16 protein-coding genes are annotated in these 23,620 nt (G+C 62.7%); 6 read left to right on the forward strand and 10 right to left on the reverse strand.

Annotation, left to right across the window (positions count from 1 at the left end; all coding sequences use genetic code 11):
• Positions 1 to 348: 348 nt before the first annotated feature.
• From rlmN to JW929_02995, 3 genes are all read right to left on the reverse strand, one after another.
• Positions 349 to 1,425 carry a 23S rRNA (adenine(2503)-C(2))-methyltransferase RlmN gene (gene rlmN, locus JW929_02985; GenBank protein ID MBN1438350.1) on the reverse strand — a complete coding sequence of 359 codons (1,077 nt, stop codon included), beginning with the start codon at positions 1,423 to 1,425 and terminating at the stop codon, positions 349 to 351.
• Between the two features lie 153 nt (positions 1,426 to 1,578).
• A complete protein-coding gene (locus JW929_02990) occupies positions 1,579 to 2,235 on the reverse strand; it encodes a hypothetical protein (protein ID MBN1438351.1) in 657 nt (218 codons plus the stop codon).
• Positions 2,232 to 2,777, reverse strand: coding sequence for a hypothetical protein (locus JW929_02995; GenBank protein MBN1438352.1), 546 nt, complete (start codon positions 2,775 to 2,777; stop codon positions 2,232 to 2,234). The genes JW929_02990 and JW929_02995 overlap by 4 nt, the downstream gene beginning before the upstream one ends.
• Positions 2,778 to 2,935: 158 nt before the next feature.
• Between JW929_02995 and JW929_03000 the strand changes: the two genes are divergently transcribed.
• The 3 genes from JW929_03000 (at position 2,936) to JW929_03010 (ending at position 7,777) form a co-directional block, all read left to right on the forward strand.
• Positions 2,936 to 5,701, forward strand: coding sequence for a hypothetical protein (locus JW929_03000; protein MBN1438353.1), 2,766 nt, complete (start codon positions 2,936 to 2,938; stop codon positions 5,699 to 5,701).
• Positions 5,702 to 5,879: 178 nt separating this feature from the next.
• Entirely contained in the window at positions 5,880 to 7,100 is a 1,221-nt protein-coding gene (locus tag JW929_03005; protein ID MBN1438354.1) for a PLP-dependent aminotransferase family protein, read from the forward strand.
• Positions 7,101 to 7,504: 404 nt separating this feature from the next.
• Positions 7,505 to 7,777 carry a hypothetical protein gene (locus JW929_03010; protein ID MBN1438355.1) on the forward strand — a complete coding sequence of 91 codons (273 nt, stop codon included), beginning with the start codon at positions 7,505 to 7,507 and terminating at the stop codon, positions 7,775 to 7,777.
• 38 nt (positions 7,778 to 7,815) lie between these two features.
• Here JW929_03010 and JW929_03015 read toward each other — a convergent pair whose 3' ends face one another.
• Genes JW929_03015 through JW929_03025 form a run of 3 tightly spaced genes read right to left on the reverse strand, consistent with a single transcriptional unit; the run spans position 7,816 to position 10,680 of the window.
• Positions 7,816 to 8,034 carry a hypothetical protein gene (locus tag JW929_03015; GenBank protein MBN1438356.1) on the reverse strand — a complete coding sequence of 73 codons (219 nt, stop codon included), beginning with the start codon at positions 8,032 to 8,034 and terminating at the stop codon, positions 7,816 to 7,818.
• A 21-nt stretch (positions 8,035 to 8,055) separates the two neighbouring features.
• Positions 8,056 to 9,438, reverse strand: a complete 1,383-nt coding sequence (ftsZ, locus tag JW929_03020; GenBank protein MBN1438357.1) for a cell division protein FtsZ — start codon at positions 9,436 to 9,438, stop codon at positions 8,056 to 8,058.
• A gap of 12 nt (positions 9,439 to 9,450) precedes the next feature.
• On the reverse strand, positions 9,451 to 10,680 hold the full coding sequence (locus tag JW929_03025; protein MBN1438358.1) for a hypothetical protein: 1,230 nt from the start codon (positions 10,678 to 10,680) through the stop codon (positions 9,451 to 9,453).
• Between the two features lie 322 nt (positions 10,681 to 11,002).
• Here JW929_03025 and JW929_03030 point away from each other — a divergent pair, with 322 nt between their 5' ends.
• From JW929_03030 to JW929_03040, 3 genes are all read left to right on the forward strand, one after another.
• Positions 11,003 to 11,632, forward strand: coding sequence for a hypothetical protein (locus JW929_03030; GenBank protein ID MBN1438359.1), 630 nt, complete (start codon positions 11,003 to 11,005; stop codon positions 11,630 to 11,632).
• 326 nt (positions 11,633 to 11,958) lie between these two features.
• Positions 11,959 to 12,279 carry a hypothetical protein gene (locus JW929_03035; protein MBN1438360.1) on the forward strand — a complete coding sequence of 107 codons (321 nt, stop codon included), beginning with the start codon at positions 11,959 to 11,961 and terminating at the stop codon, positions 12,277 to 12,279.
• A gap of 181 nt (positions 12,280 to 12,460) precedes the next feature.
• The gene (locus JW929_03040) at positions 12,461 to 13,207 is read left to right on the forward strand and encodes a hypothetical protein (GenBank protein ID MBN1438361.1); all 747 of its coding nucleotides are present in this window, start codon (positions 12,461 to 12,463) and stop codon (positions 13,205 to 13,207) included.
• Between the two features lie 64 nt (positions 13,208 to 13,271).
• Here JW929_03040 and JW929_03045 read toward each other — a convergent pair whose 3' ends face one another.
• The 4 genes from JW929_03045 to JW929_03060 all read right to left on the reverse strand — a co-directional run bounded on the left by JW929_03045 (position 13,272) and on the right by JW929_03060 (position 23,521).
• The gene (locus JW929_03045) at positions 13,272 to 16,001 is read right to left on the reverse strand and encodes a tetratricopeptide repeat protein (GenBank protein MBN1438362.1); all 2,730 of its coding nucleotides are present in this window, start codon (positions 15,999 to 16,001) and stop codon (positions 13,272 to 13,274) included.
• Positions 16,002 to 16,004: 3 nt separating this feature from the next.
• Positions 16,005 to 21,212: a tetratricopeptide repeat protein gene (locus JW929_03050; protein ID MBN1438363.1), complete on the reverse strand. Its 5,208-nt coding sequence runs from the start codon at positions 21,210 to 21,212 to the stop codon at positions 16,005 to 16,007.
• 37 nt (positions 21,213 to 21,249) lie between these two features.
• On the reverse strand, positions 21,250 to 21,579 hold the full coding sequence (locus JW929_03055) for a hypothetical protein (protein MBN1438364.1): 330 nt from the start codon (positions 21,577 to 21,579) through the stop codon (positions 21,250 to 21,252).
• A 280-nt stretch (positions 21,580 to 21,859) separates the two neighbouring features.
• Positions 21,860 to 23,521: an ABC-F family ATP-binding cassette domain-containing protein gene (locus JW929_03060; protein ID MBN1438365.1), complete on the reverse strand. Its 1,662-nt coding sequence runs from the start codon at positions 23,519 to 23,521 to the stop codon at positions 21,860 to 21,862.
• Between the last annotated feature and the right edge of the window lie 99 nt (positions 23,522 to 23,620).

Below are 23,620 nucleotides of genomic sequence, written 5' to 3' on the forward strand. Positions count from 1 at the left end.
ATGACGAACTTTTTCAGGAAAATGATGGCATCTCTTCGGCATAGCGGCCTTCCAGACCGATGTCATCCCGGCGTGTTCTCAGCCGGGGTCCAGGAGCATGGGTTGAAGGATTTGCTCCGAAGGTTTCTGGATGCCGGCCAGGTACACGCCGGCATGACGGACAACCGCTGGATACCGGCTAGGTACACGCCGGCATGACGAACAACCGCTGGATGCCGGCTAGGTACACGCCGGCAAGACGAACAAGTCCTGGATGCCGGCTAGGTATACGCCGGCATGACGAACAAGCCCTGGATGCCGGCCAAGTATACGACGACACGACCTCCAAGCTTTGATATTTGGACGGGATTACCCCGACGGGCGCTTTGGGGAAACGGCATCGACCGAGCCGGCGAGTTGCCCGCAACCGGCGGCGATGTCGACGCCGCGGGCCAGACGGACCGTGCAGGCCAATCCTTCTTCAGCCAGTACGCCGCGAAAGGCTTCGATCCGTTCGGTATTCGCGGGGGAACCCGGATATCGGCGGGTCGGATTAAGGGGGATAAGGTTGATGTGGACCAGCGGTTTTGACAATTGCTTTCGTATCCGGTCTGCCAGCCGGTGTGCTTGGGCGGTGGAATCGTTCACGCCGTCGATCAGCGCCCATTCCAAGGACAGGCGCCGATTGGTCTCCCGGATGTATTCGTCGCAGGCGGCGAACAGATCCGCCAGTGGATAGGTGCGGTTGACCGGGATCAGCCGGCTGCGCAGATCGTCATCGGCCGCGTGCAGGGAAACCGCCAGATTAACCTGGCTGTGCTCACCGGCGAAGCGCCGGATGCCAGGGACGATCCCCACCGTCGAGACGGTGATGCGCCGCGCCCCGAATCCAAAACCGTCAGCCGCCGTGAGCTGGCGGACCGCGGACAGGAAGGCTTCGTAGTTCAGGAACGGTTCTCCCATCCCCATCACGACGATGTTGGTCAAGCCACGCCCATCCGCCTTCAGCATCCTTTCCAAATAAAACACCTGGGCGGAAATCTCGCCTCCGGTCAGCGAGCGGCGCAATCCCATCTGGCCGGTGGCGCAAAAGGCGCAGCCAACGGAGCAGCCGGATTGGGTGGAGATGCAGGCCGTCTTGCGCCGGTCGTACAACATCAAAACCGTCTCCATCGGGGCGCCGTCGGGCAGATGGAACAGGTATTTGCGGGTCTGGCGGTCCCCGGATACGGCCTGTTGGTCGAGTACCAGCGGTTGAAATAGGAAGGAGCGTTTAAGGACGGCGCGCAACCCGGCCGGCAAATCGGTCATCCGGTCAGGATCGTCGATTAAACCGGAATACAGATTCCTGCGGATTTGTTTGGCGCGGTATGGCGGCTCTCCGATCTTCGCGAGAAATCCGAGAAGCTCCTCTTCGGTTATGTCGTGCACGCAGGGTAGGATCATGGTCGTGAAAACCCGCGACGATGGTACCACATCCCCGCAGGCGGAATCCCCCGGCCGCGGCCGGCGGAAAGATCAAAAAGCCCGCCCCGATCGTCGCACGACGATCGGGGCGGGCTTTTCGATCTCCTTCAAGCGCGGGCTAAAATTTCAGGCTCAGTCTCCCGGTCCTTTCGCGGCGCTCGACCGCAGGAGGCGGTCGGCGTACGGATCTCGATCCCGCATCCCGGCCGCGATCCAGGAAAGGATGAGGAATCCGAACATGCAAACCAGAAGTATGAAGGTCAGGATCGGTTGTTCCACGCCGAAGAAGTATTCCAGCGCCGGAACTCCGGGAAGCATGGCAAACCAGGATACCAGACTCAGGGCGAACAACCACGGCCACCCCCGGGAAAGGAATCCGCAGGCGGGAATCCGGGGATCCCGCTTGCGGGAATTAAGGCGAAAGGCCCCAACACCGACCAGGATGCCGAAAACGGGAGGGAAGATCCCGCCGCCGGTGAGTAACAACACCACAGAGAGGCCGATCAATATCCACGCGCAGTGACGGCGCGGAGTCAGCCGGATCGAACACGCGATGAACAGCAAGGACACGAAAACCGCGAGAAGGCCGGTCAGGAGTAGGTTGGGAATTAAGCTGAAGGCGGGTTCACCGTTCAGACTGCGGAAGAACTCTGATTGCGGCCAGGAGGGAAACACCATCGCGGCCGGAGCCGCGCCGCCTTGGAGGATTTCCCCCAGCCCGTGCTCGATCCCGGCCAAACCGACCAGGGTGCCAAATGTGGAAACCATGACCCGCGACGCTTGTTTCACGTTACCTCCGAAAGGGGACTCGCAGGATGGAGCGCGGGCGCCCGATCGCGGGTCCAGGTGCGGACCGCCCCCAGATCCAGCGCATCGGAAAGCGGCATGGCATGCAGGGGACTGGCCGGCAGCGCCGCCAACAGGTTGTCAGGAAACCGCAACCGGGAGGGATCGTATCGCCCGCCGAACAGCTCAGCCTGCAAAACGTTAAGCCAGGGATGTTTTTCCAATTCCCCTTTCAGCTGGCAGCGGGCGGCTTCCCACGCCGACGGATCGGTAGAGGTCGGGCCGAGCGTGAAGATCAGCAGAGTCCGCCGCGATAGCAGGTCTTGGTGACGGACGAGGAACCGACGGAACGCCACCGGCCATCGGCCGATATAGAGCGGAGCTCCCAAGATGAAAGCGGCGTACGGGGCGGGATGGGTGACCTTGGAAACGGGCATCAAGTCTGCGGGCAGGCCGCAAGCGCCCAGGGAGTCGGCGACCGCTTCGGCGGCCTTTTTGGTCGAACCGTATTTCGAGGAGTACGCAATCAGGGTTCTGTCTTCCATTTTAATTATTCCTTTCCGATGTTTTTATCCGGTATCATCCTACCCGGCGGAGAAGTTTTCGTCATCTATCCAAAGGTGGATTCCGGGTTGGATTGAACCTCCGCGGCATACTGGACGGCCGATGCCTTCCCCTGATAGGAGGTGTAGAATCCCGGACAATGACCGATCTGACAGCTTTTTCGCTGCTGCTGACCAAAATCGCCGTTCCCGCCGCCCGTCCCCGAGTCATCCCGCGAACGCGTCTTCTGGATCCGGGCGATGAAGATCCCGGATTCCGCCTGCTTCTCGTCTGCGCTCCCGCCGGATACGGAAAGACGACTTTCCTCACCGAGTGGGCCCGCCGCCGGAGGGAGCGGGGAACAGCCGTCGCCTGGTATGCGCTCGACCCCGGCGACGACGATCCGGTTTTATTCGGTTCCTACCTGACCGCCAGTTTGGACCGGGCGCTCGGACCGGACTCAACCCGGACACAAATCTCCGGTTTCTTGCGTTCCTCACCCGACGTCGATCTGCGGCGGGTCCTGCCGCCCCTGCTGAATTCGCTTGCGCAGGACGGGCCGGATTTGCTCTTGGTGCTCGACGATTACCAATCGATTCAATCGCCGGCCATCCACGAGGCTGTTGGATACCTCCTCGAGCACCTTCCGGATCGGATGTGCCTGGCCGTCGGCAGCCGGTCGGATCCGCCGCTGCCTTGGGCCCGTCATCGCGCCCGCGGGCGCTTGAAGGAGCTGCGCGCAGACGCACTCCGGTTCAGCCGCGAAGAAACGGACCTTTTTCTTAGGGATGTGATGCGGATGGAGATCCCGGCCGATTGGATCGACATCCTCGAGCAGCGGACCGAGGGCTGGGCGGCGGGTCTCCAACTTGCCGCGCTCTCCCTGGCGGGCCCCTCCGGCGGCGAAAGCGCGATCCGATCCCTCGACGGAAGCAGCCGTTTGCTCGTGGACTATCTGTGGCAAGAGGTCTTTTCCCGACAGGCGAAATCGGTGCGGTTATTCCTGCTCCTGACATCCGTTCTGGATCGGATGCACGCTTCGCTTTGCGATCTGATCACCGGCTGCAGCGATGAGAGCGCGGCAGTCTTGAAGCGGTTGGAGCGGGACAACTTGTTCATCGCCGCCCTCGACGACCGGGGCGAGTGGTACCGGTACCACCCCCTGTTCCGGGATTTCCTCCAGGACCGGTTGCAAAAGGAACACCCTTCCCGCATCCCCGGATTGCATCGCGCGGCCGCCGAGTGGCATTCGAAACACGGGTATCTGCGCGAGGCCGTCCGTTGCGCGTTCCGCGCTGGAGATTGGCCATTCGCCGCGGCGATGGTGGAACGGCACGGGGCGGATATGGTGATGCGCGGCGAAACGGCGGCTGTGCGTGAATGGTGCGATACGTTTCCGGAAGATGAAATGCGCAATCATCCGGGATTGTGCCTGATTCAATCCAACGCGCTCCTGCTCGGATACCGCGAGAGGGATAGGCGGAAAATCCTGGAACGCTTGACTCAAGTCGAACGGACTGCGATGGAAATGGGAGACCGGAGGACCGCACGGATCCTGATGGGGCAGGCGGCCACGACACGAACCTTCCTCGAAGCGACGACCTGGAATCCGGAGGTTGATCCGAGGCGGCAATTCGACCTGGCGCAAACGGCAATGGACCTGCTGGCGGAGGACGATCCGGCCCGTTCCGCGTTGGGATTGACGGTTGGGTATGCGCATATGGCGCTGCAGGACGCCCGGGCCGGAAGCGAAGCGATGGAACGGGCAAAGGAACTGTCCGCGGCCGGCCGGAATTTTTTCGGCATCGCCGAAGCCGCCTTCCATCAGGCCCGTCTGGCGCAGGCGCAGGGTCACCTGCGGCAGGCCGAAGCCATCTGCCGGCAGGCGCATGCGGACCTCGCGGACTTGACGGGTGGAGCGGGTTCTTCCCTGCCTGCGGCGGGATGCCTGGATCTTGCCCTGGGCGAGGTTTTCCTGGAACGGGACCGGTTGGATGAGGCGGAGCGGTTTTTCTCACACGGATTGGAACGGATCGGATGGGGGATGAATCCCTATTACCAGATGATCGCCTGCAGGGGATTGTTCCGCCTGCGGGCGATCCAAGCCCGGCAGGATGACGCATTCGGATTTCTCAGCCGTTTGGAGGACGCTTGGCCGGAAGTCGATTTCCTTTCCCGCGGATTGAGGATTGAGCTGAGGATCCGGCTCTCTCCGCAGCGGCGGAAACGCGGGATGGCGGAGGCGGATGCCTGGGACCGCTCGTTCTCCCGATCGCTGGACAGCGCGGACTTTCTTCCAGGAATGGGACCGCTGGGCGCGGCGGAAGCGTATTACTTGGCCTATCTGATCCGGACGTGGATTTCGATAGCCGCCGGACGGAGTCAAACGGCGCTTGCGTATCTGGAACGGCAGTTGGAATCGGCCGCCACGAACGGATTGGCGCAGCGGATTATGGAGCTGTCGCTTCTGCAGGCGCAGGCCCTGCACCGGCAGGGGGAGGACCGGCGAGTCTGGAAGGCGCTGGAACGCGCATTGGAAGCCGGACAGGCGGAGGGATTCATCCACACCTTCGACCAGGGACCGGAGTCGCAGAGTCTGCTGGCTGCAGCTTACCGGCGCGGGATCTACGCGGAGTACGTCGGGACAATTCTCAGCGCGATTTCTCCATCACCGCATCGGCCGGGAAGGGCTTTCGAAGAAGACGGCCTCCCCGGCGTTCCCTCCCCGCTTTCCCTCAGCGGAAGGGAAATGGAGGTTTTAAGGTTGTTGGCACGGGGGAATTCCAACCGGGAGATCGCCGAACGGCTGGTCATCACCGTCGGAACGGTGAAAACCCACATCAACCATATTCTCGAAAAAATCGGAGCCGGCAATCGGACGGAAGCGGTCGCACGGGCGCGCGAACGGGGGATTCTGGATCGTTGACGCCCTTTCCCGCGGACGGGCGGGTTTTCCCGAGACGGCATTCCGTCTTTTGCTCATCGGCGGGAGGGAGTCCCACCGCGCGATTCTCCATGGTTTTCCTTCGCGTCCTTCATCAAACCTTTCACTCACCGGCGGAGGGATACAATGATCCGTCAATCCCCCCGATTAGAGGCGTATCATGGAAACACTTTGGGACAGCCGTTTTGCGCAGCGCACGCAGGCGATGACCAGTTCGGTCATCCGTGAAATCCTGAAGATCACCGCCCGGCCGGACGTGATCTCCTTCGCCGGAGGCCTGCCGGCGCCGGAAATTTTTCCGGTCAAGGAGTTCGCCGCGGCCTGCGACGTGGTCCTCAGCGAGAAACCCTCCGAGGTCCTGCAATACGGGATCACCGAGGGGTACCTTCCGTTGCGCGAGTTTCTCGCCCGGCGGACTGAGCGTGAGGGGGTGACAACCGCCGTGGAAAACGTAATGATCACCACCGGCTCACAGCAGGCGTTGGATCTGATCGGCAAAATCCTGATCAACCCCGGCGACAAGATCCTGGTCGAATCGCCGACGTATCTCGGCGCCTTGCAGGCTTGGGGCGCTTACGGAGCGGAGTACATCGCCGTCCCGGCCGACGAGAACGGGATCCGCACCGACGGCCTGGAGGCGGCTTTGCGCGCCGGTCCGAAACTGATTTACGTTCTGCCGAACTTCCAAAATCCGACCGGCGTCACCCTCTCCCTGGACCGCCGCCAACGACTCGTCGAACTGGCCGACAAGTATGGTGTTCCGATCGTCGAGGATGACCCGTACGGTTCGCTGCGCTTCGAGGGCCAGCACCTCCCTTCGGTGGTCGCTTTGGACGCGCAGATGCGGGGGCAATCCCAAGGGTGCTACACCGGCAACGTCATCTACCTGAGCACCTTCTCGAAGATCCTCGCCCCGGGGCTGCGTCTGGCTTGGGTGATCGGGCCGCCGCAAGTCATCTTCCGGATGGCGCAGGCGAAGCAGGGCTCCGACCTGCACACCCCGACCTTCACCCAAATGGTTGCGTATCAAGTCGCTTACGACGGCTTCCTCGACCGCCACCTCGACGTCATCCGCAGTGTGTATCACCGCCGGCGCGACATCATGCTGGACGGAATGCAGAACACCTTTCCCGCTGGCGTGAAATGGACCCGGCCGCAAGGCGGTTTGTTCCTGTGGGTGACCCTCCCCGAAGGGATGGATTCGACCGAAATCCTGTCCGCGGCGGTGGAAAATAAAGTGGCCTTTGTTCCCGGAAGCCCGTTCTTCCCGGCCGGCGGCGGCGGGAACACCCTGAGGATGAATTATTCCAACGCCACCGACGGCGGAATTCGCGAAGGAATGTCCCGGCTGGGCAATACCTTGAAGCAGTATATGGAATAAGATGTGGGGGGCGTCACACTACGGAAAATATGCGGGAATGACGGGAAAAGGCTTCCGTATGGAAACGCGCCGTGATGACAGAGGTCGTCTTCATGAGATTGTACCGGAAGGTCGTCATCGACTTCGAGAAGGGGGTTGCTCATGCCGGCGCGGGTTAAACCGGCCTCCGGGAGCCATCGAAGGGAATCCGTTTGCTTATGCGCCAGGCTCCCGGCCGGGAGTATTCCGGGATGGGGGAAGAATGACTCGCCTGGAATACTTCTTTCCCGCAACTGCGCAGGCGGATTATTTCGACAAGATAATCACAGCATACCATCACCGGTGTTGGTGGTTTTGTCGGTCATCCCGGCGCCCGCCCTCGCGCCTGCTCTCGCGCCTGCCCTCGCGAAGCGGGGGAAGCAGGGGTGCTCGAAGCCGGGGTCCGGTATTTATTGAAGGTTTTCTGGATGCCGGCTAATTTCACCCCCGGCAAAGAACACGCCGAGGGCGTGCGCCGGCATGACGATCGCCAGATGAACAGCAACTTATTTAATGGTATTTCACCAACGGGTAATTGCAAACCCGATGACGAACCCGCCCAAGAGGCTCAGCGCGGCAAATGGAAGATAGGGGCGGCTCCGGATAAGGCCGGCGAGCATGAATTCAGCCGTTTGCAGCGAGCGCAAGGCGGTCCATAAGCCGAACTTCCGAATGGCATACATGAATGTTGCTCCTCTCATTTGGAAGTGGAGATGCGCAGGATCCGGCCTTTCTCATCGGCGACGACTCGCACCACGCGCGCCATCGGACCGGCGGGAGTTTTCACCTGCGCCTTGTACACCAGGGTGCACCGGTTTCCGGCTTGCGAAACGGAGGGGCGGGCTCCGCGCATTTCCGGATACTCCCGGTAGACCCTTTTGTTGACGGCTTCGACAACGGATGGCTCAATTCCCATGGCTTCCTCCGAAGGCGCGGGTCAAGAAGCAGCATGAAAGGAACGCCCGGCAGTCGGCGATTCCGGCGGGCGCATCCGGCGCCGCAGAAACGCGGGGATTTCCAAATCTTCGCCGGAACAGATCGCCGTGGGAGTCATTTCCTCTGTGACGATCGTGCCGGTTTCCACGGGGAAGCTTCCCGGGCGGGCGGCCGGACCCGGATCCTCCGCGGGGCCGGGGGCGGCCGTGCCGACGATCGGCCGCGACCGGTTGGGCGTACGCGCCGGCGCCGGCTGAAGCAACTGCGCCACCGGGCGGCGGACGGCCGCCGCGGGTTGTTCCGCCGCCAGCCGGGAGACGGGCGCGGCGGCGGAAGCCGGCGAACCTTCCGGCTTCGAATGCTTGAGCAGGATGTGCGAGGCGCCGGCGATCACGCTTCCCAGAGGCTGTCCGCCGACGCCGGTGGCGACGATGATCACCTGCACCCGGCCCTTCATCGCCGGATCGATCGCCGCGCCGAAGAAGACCTCGGCATTGGCGGCGTCGGCCGCCGCTTCCTGCATCGCCCGGTGCAACTCGGCCAATTCCAAATCCTCTCCGCCGGTGAAGTGCACCAGCAGGCCGGCGGCCGTTTCCAGCGACCCGATCTCGAGCATCGGATTGTGAAGCGCGGACCGAACGGCGAGGATCGCCTTGTCGGGCCCGGTGCCGTGCCCCACGGCCAGGCATGCGCCCCCCGCGAGCTGCATCAGCGAGCGCACGTGCGAGAAATCCACGTTCACCAATCCCGGTCGGGTGATCAGCTCGGCGATCGCCTGCACGCCCTGGCGCAGGACATCGTCCGCCAGCCGCAGCGCCACGTCGAAGGTGGTTTGTTTGGGCGCCACCTCAAGCAGACGGTCGTTGGGAATCGTGATCAGCGTGTTGCAGAAGGGGCGCATGGCTTCGATCCCTTCCTGCGCCGCCTGCATCCGCCGCTTGCCCTCGAACGAGAAGGGCAGGGTCACGATCGCGACGACGATCGCGCCTTGGGCGCGGGCGATCTCGGCCGCCACGGGGATGGCGCCCGTCCCGGTGCCGCCGCCCATCCCCGCGGTCAGAAACACCATGTCGGCGCGCTGGAGCGCCTCCGCCAGTTCGCGGGAGCTTTCTTCGGCGGCAGCCCGGCCGACGGCGGGATCCCCGCCGGCGCCCAGCCCGCGCGTCGTACGCGGCCCGAGAGCCACCTGGCGCGGCGCCTGAGAGTGGTTCAGCGCCTGGTGGTCGGTATTGCAGGCGATAAACTCCACCCCGCAGACGCCGAGTTCGATCATCCGGTTTACGGCGTTCGAGCCGCCGCCGCCGAGGCCGACGACTTTAATCACCGTCTTGGGATGAGATTCGTTTTCCGCTTCCGGGGTCTCGAAATCGTTGGGAAAAATCATGGCGGTCTCCTCTCACGTGCGTTCGGCGGCAAGGTATTCCACGCGGCACCCGCTGTCGCGCAATCGCAGCGCGGCGGCCGCGGCGGGAGCGCCGCCGAGAATGGTGACTTTTTCCGCCTGGCTGGCTTCATCGATGGAAAAGCCGCAGACGGGCTGAAATGCCTGCATGTAGGTCCGCAGCGATTCCCAGGCGGCACCGGATAGAATTCCCGGATCGGCGGGCAGGAGCAGATAATGCCGCAGGGATTTTCGCCCGGCCTCGGCCGGCTGCAGCCTTTTGGACAGGGCGCGCCGCTTAAGGGAATCAACAATCGGCAGAGCGGATCCATTGTTGCGAAACCAGGCTTCGGAAGCTTCCGGGGCGCCGTCGTCCGCCGATAAAATCCAAAAGCACAGGCAAAGAACCGGCGCGGCGAATCCCCCGGCGGAGGCGATCTGGGCCGCCTGCAGGTTGACATCCGCCTGGCGCAGAGGATCGACGGGGGGATACTCCGGATCCGTCAAATCGCCGACCGTCGCTCCCGCCTTCAATCCGATCAGCGGCAGGCTGGTGCCGAGCGTGCGCCGGACGACGTCATCCGTCCAAAGGTACCCCTGGAAACCCAAATGATCCTGCGATCCAGGCGTGGTAAGGTAGGGGCGGGCCTCCGGCCAGCGGGCGGGGCCGCCCGAGCCCCAATCGAGAGGGCGGTTGCGGGCCGAAAAATCACACGCAACGGCCAGGTTCCTCGCCAAGTCACCCTTTCCGCAATGATCCAAACCGGATAGGAAAGCTTCCAAAAAAGCCAAACTCCAGTAATTTCCGCAAGGATCCAGCATCGGAAAAACCGGGGTCATCCCTTCAGCAAGGACCGCTTCGGCGACGGGCGGGAAAACCGAGAGGAATTGCCGCACGGGGGATGGGAAGCTTCGGCCGCCGGCGACCCAAGAGGATACAAGATTGGGTGCGGGGAAGGGGGCGATAAAATGCGCGCCGGCGCGCCGGTAAGCCCGGAAAATGGAATAGGCGACCGCCGGCGGAGGCTGGATCGGTTCACGGTCCAGGAGGATGATGGGTTCGACTCCGGCTTCCGTCAACATCCGGATAAATCCTTCGGGGATGGCTTGCGAGATCGATGTGGAGAGAACCAGCCACCGCAGGTCCATGGACAGCAATTCGGGGAGCCACAACTCCGCATCTTTGACACGGAAATGGCGGTCGTCCTGGAAATAATGGATCCCCAATCCTGGAGAGGTCTTCATGGCAGCCTTTTTCTTTTCTACCCCCTTTGGATGCAATTTACATGCCAGGCGTTGTTTTACCATAATTTAGAGGAACGCCTGCTCTTCACCCATAATCGGAGATCCAGACACCCGAGATAGACATCAGCATGACCGACGGCGGTTGGACCGGACCCCCTCATTGAGCAGGCGGTCGGGGTGACAAACTACGCGTGAAAAAAGCGATAAGCTTCCTTTGACAAGCGGAAAAAAGGCGGTTATTATTGGTAAATCTATGAGGGGGATCATGAATTCTGGGCTCTCATAGAAATTCTCATCACAAGGAATTAAAAGGAGGGTCACAATGTTCTCGAAGAAATCCGTCTTCGCGGTAGGACTCATGCTGTTCGCCGCCTCCATGGCGTGCAGCAATCCGATCACGGATTACCTGTCCACCCAAACGGCGGTGAAGCAGACGGCCACCGCGACGATGTGGACGCCCACCCCGACCGACACGCCGACGCCCACCCCGACCGACACGCCGACGCCCACCCCGACCGACACACCGACGCCCACCCCGGATCCACGTTATCAGGAAACCTATGGTTTGTTCGATTTTTCCTACGTGCCTCCTCGGGGATGGAAAAAGAATTCCGGCGAGGATCTGATGGCCTGGGAAGGCCCCGGCAACACCGCATTATATTTTTATACGAACCGGGTGAACGCCTCGGCCAACGAGATCGTTGATGTGCTCGTAGTTTTGTATTACGAAGAATACGGTTTCGAATGCGAGAGTCAAGGCGATTTTGAGATCAACTCCGGTTTGGACGGCGCCTGGATGACGTGCGATCTACCGAACAACACCCTGGTCCAGGAGTACATCGTCTCAGAGAAAGGTAAATATGTGGATGCCGTCTACTTGCGCGAAGACGGAGAGGATGAAGACCAGGATCCGGTCGTGGAAGATTGCATCCGGTCTATTGAATTCGATTAAGTTGTCTACAACAGCACGAGTCTAATCGTCGTCCCGCACAGGCGGTCGGTTTTTGGGCGCCTGTGCGGGATTTTTATGAGGCAAGGCATCCCGAAGCCGCTTATACAAAACCCTTTTTCAAGAAACAGACGATGAAGAAAATTGGATTTCTCTTTCCCGTTTCCTTGTATTTTCTCATATCCGTATCCTGTTCCAACCCGATCGCGAATTATTTCTCTACCCGGACCGCAGTCCTGCAGACGGCTACGGAGACGATGTAAACTTCGACCCTGACCAAAACACTGACCAACACGCCGGAACCGTGCTACATCGAACTTGGCGGATCGGTGGGCTTTTCCTCCGCGCCGTCGAAGGAGTGGAAGTGGAATACCGGCGGGGAACTCATGGGCTGGAACGGACCTGGAGGCGCCGAGTTGCGTTTCTCCGGGGAAAGGTTTGAGTTTGCTCCGGAAGAAATCGCCGGACTCGTAGGGGAGTATTACGAAGAAGAATACGGCGCCGAGTGCAAATCCAACGGAACCTTTGCCAACGACGCCGGAGTGGAATCCGCTTGGATGACGTGCATCGTTGAGCTTGCGGACGGCACCGCTCGGTTGTCCTCGTACTTTTTCTCGGACGGGGACGGCCACATGATCGTCGCCACGTAAGGGCGGGATGAGGACTGGGAAGAGGGACAAGACAAGATAGCGGAAGATTGCCTGAGGACGGTGAGATTCGAATAGAACCGGCGGGAGTTAACATCCTTCGCGCAATTCCGGAGCACCGGGTTATTCGTTAAGGATGGGAGTGGATCTTCGCAAACACACCAAGTTTTAAGGAGACGACTCAATGAAAAAAGCTTTGTTCCTGTTTCCGGCAGCCATGATCTACCTCGTTTCCGTATCCTGCTCCAACCCGATCACCAGCTACTTCTCCACCCGGACGGCGGTGATGCAAACCGCAACGGCGACGATGTGGACTCCGACCCCGACCAACACGCCCACCAACACGCCGACCTTCACGCCGACCTTAACCCCCACGCCGGATTTCCTCTTCGCCGACGATTTCGAGGATCCGGATTCCGGATGGATGGAGGACGAGGACGACTACGCGCTGTTGGAGTATTCAGACGGCGGATACCGCATGAAAATAAAAACCGACTACCTGATCGCTTGGTCGTTCGTCCCGGGCGAGGAGGATTACGGCGACGTGCGGATCGAAGTCGAAGTCGAGAAAATCGGTGGGCCGAAATCGACCGAATTCGGAATCATGGCCCGCTTCGTGGACCGCAATAATTTTTACCTCTTCGCGATGACCGCCGACGGGTACGCGATCATCGAGAAGAAGGAAGACGGGGAATACAGCGGCATATCCGGCGACGAATTCGAAGAAGTGGACGGAATCGATCCCAACGGGGTGAACCAGGTCTCCGTCGTATGCCGAGGCGAAGAATTGGAATTGTACGTGAACGGAAATCTGGTCCTGAGCGCGACGGATGATTCCTTCGAGGAGGGTCAGGTCGCGTTGGCGGTCGGAACCTTCGACATCGCGGGGGCGGATGTTTTGTTCGACAACATGTTCATCCGGCAGGCTTGACTCACGCCGTTAGAAAAAGGCGGGGCGCCGAAGGGCGCTCCGCCTTTTTCTAAGGAAATCCAATCTAGCGGGAGACGGCAATCTTAACCACGCGGCCGGAACCGTCCAGGCTGATCTTTGCAAATTGTCTGATCGCCTGCCCGTGGGCTTCGGATTTCCGGTCAAGGGCGACCACCCAGGCCGGAGAGCGGGGTGTGGACTGCGGTTTCCGGCCGGGCGAAGCATCTTTGGCTTCCCCGGAAGGAACTCCTTGCCCTTCCTGCGGATGGAGAAACCGGATTCGGCTGTCGCCCATCCCGGGCAGGTAATGCGCCATGGCCTTTTTAAGCTCCAACTGGACCTTCGGCGATGGTGAGCTTCCGTTTTCGACAAAGTCTTCCTTGGCAAAAATGGTTTTGATCCGCTCCGGGGAGAAGCGCCGGCGCGGAATGCCCCTTTGACCCCGTTTTGCAGAACCGGTTTCCGAAGCATAGAGCGGATCGCCGAGCAAAATGAACGAGATCAGGGTTTTTTGGTCTTCCGGATCCAGAAATCCCTGGCGCCGGTTCATTTCCTCGGTGAAGGCCAGTTTGGCCAGACGCAGGGATTCGCCGGCCGGGACGCCCGAAAGGCAGTTTTGCAGAAACAGGTGCGCCAGCAGATCGGCGGCGATCAACGGCGCCGCTGCGGCTCCGTAACAGATCTTGGTCGATCCGACCAGCGCCCGGGTTCCGGCGCCCAGAAAAGCGATGCTCAGCGCGTCGCGAACCCCTTTGCCGCGGATGTTGGCTCCGTAGCACGCCTCGGTGAATACGACCTGCGGCACGTTCCCGGCTTCTACAACCTGGGAAGGATTCAACACGATCGGAAATTCGGCGTCGGCCGGACCCTTCCCGCTGCTTTCCCGCTGGCCGAGCCATTGCGGCCCGCGTTCCAGTCCGTGCAGGTTGAAGTAGGAATACTTCGGTCGGGCCAGGAATTCCTTCGGAAGGGTGCCGCTGTGGATGGGCGGGGCGACCAGCAGGGAGGCGGTGGAGGAAACGGGCCGGAACACGTTCCCCGACGCCCGCTTCCAAACGGCGGCGGTGCAGGCGGATCCCTTCCGGAAACGCGCCGTCCCGGGACGCAGCAGTGTGCGAATTACCCACCACAAGGATTCGATGACGGTTTTCCGGGCGGCCGACTCCCGCTCCGCGATCCTGCCCAACGTCTCCAGCAGGAAAACCGCCTTGGAATCCGGCGGCGTGGGGATCCGTCCGACTGGCCATTCGGGGACGAAATAATTCTCGTCGCGCGCAGCATACGGGTTGTCGGAGGGAACGTCGGCGTCGTCGTCGTCCGCCGGATTGGGAAGCCGGTGGAAGGGAATCACCTCTTCCCCGCCCACGATCAGAAGCGCGCCGAGCATTTCACTTTTTTCTTCGAGGAAAGCGCAGATCCCGCTGATGAGGGTTTTTACCTGCCAAGCGTTGGCGGGATCCACCGGCGAAAGTCCGAACGCCTTTAGGTTTTCGCTGTCGTCGACATCCGCCAAGTAGGCGGACCATCCGCCCATCCCGCGTTTGCTGCGAAGAATACTTTGCAGGCGGTCGTCGATCTGCGGAAGGGCGCCGGCGCCGTAGATAGCCGTCAGGCGCTTGCGGCTGGTGAGGATGAGGTAGGCCGGCTGGCGGGAATCCTTTTTACGGGTGCCTTTGCGCACCCTCAAGCGGCCGGCCACCCGGTCCAATTCGCGCCGCAGATCGTCCAGCCCGGAATCTTCGCGCCGGGCGGTCGGCGTCGTCGTTTGGGTTTTCGGCGCCGGAGGTTCCGGCTGGCGGACCGCGCCGGCATGGTTGTACGGTCCGGATGTTTTTTCGTCGGAAGAATCGAATGGGCCGGGGAATAATTCACCGGGGATCGGCTCGATCACTACCGGTCCGGACGGAGATAACGGCGGCGGATTCTCGGCATCGAAATCGGGAAACCTCAGGACGGGAATGTCGGCCGGAAGGTCGGGCGGCTCCGGGCCGGGAGGGCCGGAGGCAAGCCGATTCCATCCGGCGGCCGCGGCCACTTCGGCAGGCAGGGCGGTGGAAAGCTCGGCCGTCATCTGCGCTGGCCATAACGAGCGGTAGGGATTGAGCGCGCCCAGGTAGCGGTCGGCCACTTCGCTTGCCGGATCCGCGACCGAGACCGCGTGCAGGAGTTCGACGCCTTGGGCATTGCGCCCTGTGGAAAAACAGGATTGCGCCATCAACAGAAGGAAGGCGGCGCATCCCGGCCAGCGGGTGCGGTACTCGCCTCCGGCCGAAAGTACAACGGCGTGTTCCGAAAGCCGCCAAAGAGTCTGAAGATGGACGAGCGCCGGAAGGGCCTGGTCCGCCCCGGCGCACAAGACCGTCTCGGCGGATAGGCGGGCTTCCTGCCAACGGCCGTCCTTCAACAGGCGCAGGGAGGTTTGAAGAGGATCGGCCCAATCCGGGAGACCGGCGGCGGTGGAGACGGCGGCGCCCAAAGCGAACAAACATCCGTCCACTTCGGCGGACAGCGCGCTGCAACCGGTTCTGCGGAGCAGGGCGGAGAGTGTGCCGTAGGCTTTGCCGGACTCCGGATCGGCTTCGATCACCTGCCGAAGGTGTTGGACGGCTTGGTCGGTTTCGCCCGTCCGCAGGCAGGCGTCGGCCAACCGGGCGCGGACTCGGAAATCTCCCGGCCAGCGCGCCAGCCACTCCAAACAGGCGCGTTTTGCGTATGCCGCGCCCGTCGCGGCGGAAGAAGCGGCCGAAAGCGAAAGCGCGGCGTCAACGGCGGCAAGGAATACTGAGCGCTCCACGGGTCACCTCGCGTCCACGGATTGGGGAGCGATTCCGTACACCAGGGTCAAAGCCATCACTCCCGAGAGCAGTTTGTGCGCGGCCAAGTTGCCGGGCTCGATCTGGACCGCTTTGCGCAGTTCGTCGGCCGCTTCCGCATAAGCCCGGAGGTTCTTGTGCACGACGCCCATCCGGTAGTGCAACTCCGAATTTTCGGGCGCGAGCTTCATCGCCGCGCGGTACGAATCGAGCGCCAGATCCCAGCGCTGTTCGGCCTCATACGTCAGGCCGCATTCGAGGGCGGTGCGGAAATCCTGCGGAGAGATCTGGCGGGCTTTGGCGAGCGCCGCCAGGGATTGATCCAGCTGACCCATCTTGCGGGCGATTCGTCCGAGCAGGATCCAATAGTCCTTTTTTCGCGGAGCGAGTTCGGCGGCTTTCCGTCCGGCGCGCAGGGCGTCCTCCAAGCGGCCGCATTCCAGCAGCGCTTCCGCCAGACGGTAGTGGGCTTCGTCGATCTCCGGGTGGGCCTCCAGCAGCGCCTGCATCGCAGCCGCCGAACGGACCGCCGCGCCGGTTGCGGTCCAAAGCCGCGCCAGGCGCAGGGCGGGGACGACCGGATCGCTCATCTCGGCGGCCGCGTGATCCAGATGGCGGATCGCCTCGGGCAGACGGCCCTCCGTTTCTTCCACTTCGGCCAGAACAAGGCGGGCCTCGGCCGGATGCCCCTCGCCGCCGAAAACGTCTTTGGCGGTGGAGCGGGCTTCCTCGCGCCGGCCAAGCGCCAACGCCGCGCGGGCTTTGCCCAGCTTCCAAGCAAGGACGGCGCCGGGTTTCTCCAGGGCCAGGGAGAAAGCCTGGTACGCATCCGCCGGCCGTCCCGATTCCATCGCCGCTTTGCCGATTTCGGCGTGTAGTTCGCCGCTTTCATCGGTGAGGAGCGATTCCGCCTTCAGGAAGTGCTTCAATGCGGTCTGAGGATCCCCGTCGCGCAGCAATGCCTGGGCGAACCGGCGGTGGTAGACGCCGTTGAAAGGAACCAATTCGGCGGCGCGCTGGAGGCAGGGCAGTGCGGCGGCGCGGTCCCCCATGGCCTCGTTCCATACGCCGAGTGCGTAGTGCCAATCAGCCGCCTTCGGCGAAAGGCTAAGGGCGTGGCGCAGTTTGTCGGTGGCTTCGCCGCGGCGACCGATCTCGTACAAAATCGCCGCCGAGACCGCATGCGGAAGAGCTTTGTGAGGCGCCGAGCGGCTGGCATTCTCGAGTTCCGCCAGGGCGGCGTCGAGCCGTCCGGCTTTCCTTTCGCAGATCCCCAAGAGGACCCGGCCGGTTTCCCTGCCCGGACGAAGGTTTACCGCGGCTTGGGCGGCCGATCGGGCGCGGTCGATTTGACCGGCGCGCAGCCAGGCCTGCGCAATCGAGGCGGCGTTTTCCGGAGCAGGACGGGTCTGGTTGATCCGTTCCAGGGATTCGATCGCCTTTGGATCGGGCTCGTCGAAAATCAATCCCGCGCGCCCGGACAGCGCCCGGACCGCGTCTTCGTCCGCGCCCAGCGCGGCGGCGCGGGCGAGGGCGGCGCGGGCGGTTTTCGCGGCGGTGGGGTCCGCCGGCCGATCTTCGGCGAATGCCATACGGGTTCGGGATTCGGATTCGGCCTGCGACACAATCGCGGCGGCCAGAAGGACGTGCGCCTCCGGATCGTCCGGAGAGGATCCGCAGAGGGATTCCAGGCACCGGACAGCGGCGGGATAGTCTTCCAGCGCCAGCGCCGCACGCCCGGTCAGCCCAAGCGCTTCGGAGGATTCGGCGCAGAGTTCGCAGGCTTTGGCCAGGGCGGATGCCGCGGCGGCGGAAGACGCCTCCTCCCAACGGCCGGACAGCGCGTCATTTTCCATCTTCGACGCAAGCGCGGAGGCCAGCAGAGCCCAGGTGCGGGCGTCTTCGGGATGGGCTGTCGCCGCTTGTTTGCTTGCCGCAACCGCCTTTTCGAATTCGCCCTTTTCAAATTCGATCCTCGCCCGCAGGACAAGGCCGTCTGCGCCGGCTGCCGATGCGCCGGATTCTTTCCAGGCGTCGGCCCTTTGCAGATCGCCGGCGCGGAACGCGGCTTGGGCCGCTTCAAGCGCCAATCCGGAATCGGACGGCGCCTGAGCCATCGCCCGTTCGTAGTGCGGAAGCGCTTCCCGGCTCAGGCCGACCGCCGCCATATTCGAAGCCAACCGGCGGAGGAGGGCTGGATTTTTGGGATCCAACTGGACAGCCTTTTTCAGAAAAGCGATCGCGGCGGATTTTCTGCCGTCCGCCCACAGCGCCTCGGCGGCGGAGGCCAAGGGGCCGGAATGCTCCGGATCCGCGTCGCTCGCTCGGCGGAACATTTCGAACGCCTGCGCGTTTTTTCCGCAGCTACGCAGGGCGGCGCCCAGTTCGGTCAACAACGGAACGGATGCGGGATTCCGCTCCAGCGCCGATTCCAAAACCGCCGCGGCTTCCCCGAATTCCTTCAGGGCGGAAAGAAGGCGAGCGCTGCGCAGCGCGATGCTCGCGTCTTTCGGCCCGGCCAATTCGAGGGCGCGGGCGATCTCGGAACGGGCTTGCGCGCCGTCCCCGGCGGAAAGGAAGATTTCCGCCATCCGGATCGGCGGTTCGGGGTCGGCGGGAGAGAATTCCGACGCCTGCCGCAAAGCTTCAACGGCTTCCTCGGGACGGTGGATCGCAATCAAGGATTCGGCCAGACCGGAGAGTGCGGCGACGTCGTCCGGAGAATCGGCGAGGACTTTCCGGAAAGCCGCCAACGCATCTTCATGCAGGCCGGAGGCGGCCAACGCCTCGCCCAACCGGCCGCGGATGCGGGAATCCGCCGGAGAAATTTGAAGCGCAGCCTGCAGATTGTGGACCGCCGTGGGATGATCCCCCGAACGCAGCATCGCCTCGGCCAATCCGAGATGCGCGTCGACCTTCTGCTCGATCGTCATGCCGTCCGCGGATTGCAGAAGGGAACCGAATTCCGAGGCCGCCTCCGGAAGCCGTCCGTCGAAAACCTTGGCCCAGCCGATCAGCGATTTCAGCCGCTGATCTTCGGCGCCGGATTGCAATTTCTCGGCCTGCGTCAGCAGGGCGAGGGCCCGGCTCACGGCAGCGGGATCGGGTTCCGGATTGCGGCGGTGTTCCCGGAGCAGGAGTGAGCCCAGCTCCACGAGCAGATCCGCGGAATCCGGCTCCGCGGCCACGGAGCGTTCGAGCGCCGCCCGGGCTTCCGCGGTTCGGCCGAGGGATTCCAAAAGCGCAGACTTTTTTTTCACGGCGGCAACCGATCCGGGCGAGACGGCCAGCGCCCGGTTCAGATACTCCTCCGCATCGGCGGTCTCCTGAATCGCCAGGGAGGCATCCGCCAGCGACATAAGGATCCCCATATCGTTGGGGCGGGAGGAAAGCGCGCGTTCCAAATGCGCGGCGGCTTCCCGAATCCGGCCTTCGATGAGCAGCCCCGATCCCAAGGCGGAAAGCAAATCCGCCGGATCGGAAGCGGCTTCGATCCCGGCGCGCAGGGTGGTGGCGGCCGCCTCGCGGTTGCCTTTGGAGGAGTGCAAATCCGCAAGCGCTTTCCAGGGAGCGGACGCTTTCGGAGACAGACGGGTTGCCTTCTGCAGCGCGGCGAAAGCTGCTTCTTCGTTACCCTGCGCCAGGTCAAGCAATCCCAGGATGGCGTACGCTTCTCCGCAATCCGGAGTGAGTGCGAGACAGCGCTCGGCAGCCTGGCGGGCTTGCCCCTCATCCCCGGCGGCATGGCTGTTCCGGGCTAAACCGAGGAGGAGGGCGGGGTCGTCGGCTGTTTTTCCGGATAGGATGCGGTAATGCTCCGCGGCTTCCTTGGGCCTCTTCTCGTGTTCGGCGGACCTAGCCAACAGAAGCAGGGAGCGGGAATCCTCGGGATTCAGGTGCCAGGCGGCGGAAGCGGCCGCCGAGCAAGATTGCCAATCACCGATCTGGGCGGTCAGATCCGCCAGCCGGGCGAAAACCTGCGGATGATTCGGCCGGGAACGGCTTAACGCATGGAGGATCTGCGCCGCCCCGCGCAAATCACCGCCTTCGGCCAGGACGTCGGCCAAGTCCATCTGCAGCCGCGGATCGGAAGCGGAGGACGCCTTGGCGCAGGATTGCCGTGCGGCTTCGAGGGCTTTGTCCGCCGCGCCCGTTTTCATCCGGATGCGGGCCACGAGCAGGAGGTCCTCGGGATCCTCGGTGGTGGAGGGAATGGCCTCGATGGCTTCTTCGAAACGGTCCAAACCGGAAAGCGAACGGGCGATCCCGGCGCGGATTCCGGCGGCGCCCGGGTCGAGTGCGCCCGCTTCCTGCCAGAAGGAAAGGGCGGTGGTGAAGTTGCCCTCCTCCTCGGCGGCGCGGGCCGATTCCATCAGGGTATCCATCAGCATCCGCTTGGCGTCCCGCCGGGCGGCGTCCGCTTCGGGAAGCGCCGCCGCCGGCTCGCCCGCCAAGCGAAGCATCCGCGCGCGGAGGATTCGTTGCCCGGGGTTAATGGTGGCTTCCGAGAAGACTTGCGATTTGGCGGCGGCCGTGGTCCCCAAACGCCGGGCCAATTCCGGCTCGCCCGACGCGGCCGCGCCTTCGCAAATCGCCGTGGCGGAGGAGAGGCCGACGGCCGGAAGGCAGCGTTCGAGGATTTCCGCCGCTTGCTCCAAAGACTCGTTCGCAAGGACGGTCTCAACCAGCCGCGGGGCGGACTCGGGCAGCAACTCCGCCAGGCGCTCGATGACCTTCGCGGTATCGGCCGCGATCGAATAGAGGCAGATCCAAAATAGGACCGGGGCGTCCGACCAGCCTTCCATGGCTGCAGGATTGTCGAGATGCCCGGTTGCTGCCAGCGCCGCGAGGGCGGCCTGATCCAGCGCCGGATCCGTTCCGCCGCGCAGCTCCTGAAAGGCGGTCTCCCCCCGGTCCAGGCTGGAATCCGGAACCTGCACCGTGGACGCCCCGCCTGTGGCGAAACGGGCGCGGAGGTACTCGGTTTCCGATGCCGACAGCAGACCCAGCCAACCGGGCCGCCACCGGAGAGAATCCGATCCGGCGAAAGAAACGGCTTTTTTCAGGAAGCCCTCATCGTGCAGGACGGACCACAGCGCCGCAACCCGACGGATTCGACGGATGATCCCGGGACGGACCTCGCTGGGCAGGGCGGTTTCGAGTGATTGGAAGACCTGGTTGTCGGAGAGCATCGGCTACCTCGCGGCGGGGCGCTTGCGGAGCGGCGGTTTAGAGAACTCCGGACGTGAGCCAATACGCGCCGGCCATCAAACCGACGCCGATCAAAATCAGAAAGGCGCCCACGCCGGCGGCGGTTTTCATCAACTGGTTCACCTGAGCCAAGATCTCGGTGATGCTCTCGGCCAGCGACGTCATGTCGTGGTTGAGGGCCCGTTTGCTCAATTCCGTGGACGTGCCCGCCAGAGTCCGCATTTCGCGGGTGAAACTGCGGCCGATAAGGATCAAAATCCCGGCCAGCAGGCAAATCAGGCCTGAACCGAGGAGGATCAGGATGATGCCGATCTGCAGATCCGGTTGGGTGATGTATTGGACGACCATGTTCGCCTCCCAAAATGATTCTTCTGGAAGAATCCTTGTGCAAATTGCGTGCCAGAGGGAGGAATCCCGTGAGATTACGGGGGCTGCGTGCCGGCTGCGAGGCCGGGCTTCCTTCTCCATTTGGCGGGACCGCCGTGGAGGCCGATGATTCCAAGCCTAAAAAAGGGGTTTGAAGCTGGTTGTGCCGCCATAATTGCTTGCCGCGGCTGATAGAAACCGCCGGAAGAACAGTCTTCAGACCGCGGCGTGGAGTGCTACTCGACCGATTACCAAAATGCCGTCAACGGGGGAGAGTGTTTTTTGAAGAGAGCTCCGCTTTTTGCCCGAGGTATGCGGTGTAGTTGCCGTCGTATTGGCGGATCCGGCCGTCTTCCAGTTCGAAGATCCGGTTCACAGCATTATCCAGGAAATAGCGGTCGTGGGAGACCACCAGCAGGGTCCCATCGAATTCTTCAAGCGCCTCTTCCAACTGCTCGGCCGAGGCAATATCCAGGTGGTTGGTCGGTTCGTCAAGGAGCAGGAAATTGGCGCCTTGCAGCATCAGGCGGGCCATTTGCACGCGCGCCTTTTCGCCGCCGGAGAGGTCGCGGACCTTCTTGCCGGCGTCGTCCGCGTCGAAGAGGAAGCGTCCCATCAACCCGTACAGTTCGCGGTTGGTCAGCGCCGCGCGCCGGGTGAGTTCTTCGGCCAGGGTGTTTTCGAATCCGAGGGTCTGATGCTCCTGATCGTAGTACCCCAGCGTGTTCGAGGGTCCGATGACGATCTCTCCCTCCGACAGCTTCTCTTCGCCCATGACGCAGCGCAGCAGAACGGTTTTCCCGGATCCGTTGGGGCCGATGAGGCCGACCCGCTCGCCGTTCCAGATTGTGAAAGCGACGCCGCGCAGGATCTCTTTGCCGTCGAAGGTTTTGCTTGCCCGGCGGATCTCCAGCGTGCGGTTGGATCCGCGGCTCGAGGCGGAAAAGTTCAGCCCGACGGTCTTCCGATCGCCGGCGGGTTTCTGGATCCGCTCGAGCTTATCGAGGCGCTTCTGCATCGACCGTCCGCGCTTGACCAGTTTTTCGTTCTGGCCGGCGCCCCAACCCATCAGGCGCTGAATGGCGAACTCCATCCGGCGGATTTCACGCTGTTGGGTTTTAAACTGCTGCTCCTGCATAAGGCGCTTGCGCCGCTTCTCAAACGCGTATTCGGAATAATTGCCGGGGAAGCGGGTCAGCCGGGCGTCCTCAAGTTCGGCGATCTCATCGGCGACGATGTCCAGCAGGTAACGGTCGTGCGAAACGATCAGGACGGCCCCGGGGTAGTCGGCGATCAGCGCCTCCAAGAAGCGCTTGCCCTGCAGGTCGAGGTGGTTGTCCGGCTCGTCGAGCAGCAGAAGGTCCGGCTGTTCCAGGAGCAGTTTGGCCAGGCCGACCAATTTTTTCTGTCCGCCGGAAAGCGCCCGCAAAGGGAGGTCGAAATCCGCTTCCGAGAATCCTAGCCCGCGCAGCGTGGATCGGACCCGGCCTTCGAAATTCAGTCCGCCCTTCTGGGAATACTCCTCCAGCAGCTGCTCGTGGCGGGTGGCGAAGCGTTCCAGCTTCTTCGCATCGCCGAATACGTCCGGATCCCCCATCCGGGCGGCGGTCCGTTCCATCTCCTGTTCCAAGGCGGCCAGGGTGGGGGAGGAATCCCGGGTCTCGGCGAGGACCGAGCGGTCGAGATCGAAATTGACCTCCTGATGGAGGTACCCGACGCGGATGCCGCGGGCGAGATGGACCGCGCCGGAATCCGGATCCAATTCACGGGCTAACATGCGCAGGAGGGTGGATTTGCCGGCGGCATTCGGGCCGATCAGACCGATCCTGGCGTCGTGGTATATCTCCCAGCTGAGTGAATCCAGAATGTTCTGCGCGCCGTAGGAATGGGTTACCTTGTCCAGGCGCGCGATGGTGCCAATCATGCGGTTTTCTCCTGGGAATAACCGAGGGGGGAATCTATCACGGCGGGGGAATTTGGAAAAGGGGCGGCCTTGTTCCTGGCCTTACCGGCGAAACGGGTG

It is taken from the genome of Anaerolineales bacterium, from assembly GCA_016928575.1.
Taxonomy (GTDB): Bacteria; Chloroflexota; Anaerolineae; order Anaerolineales; family RBG-16-64-43; genus JAFGKK01.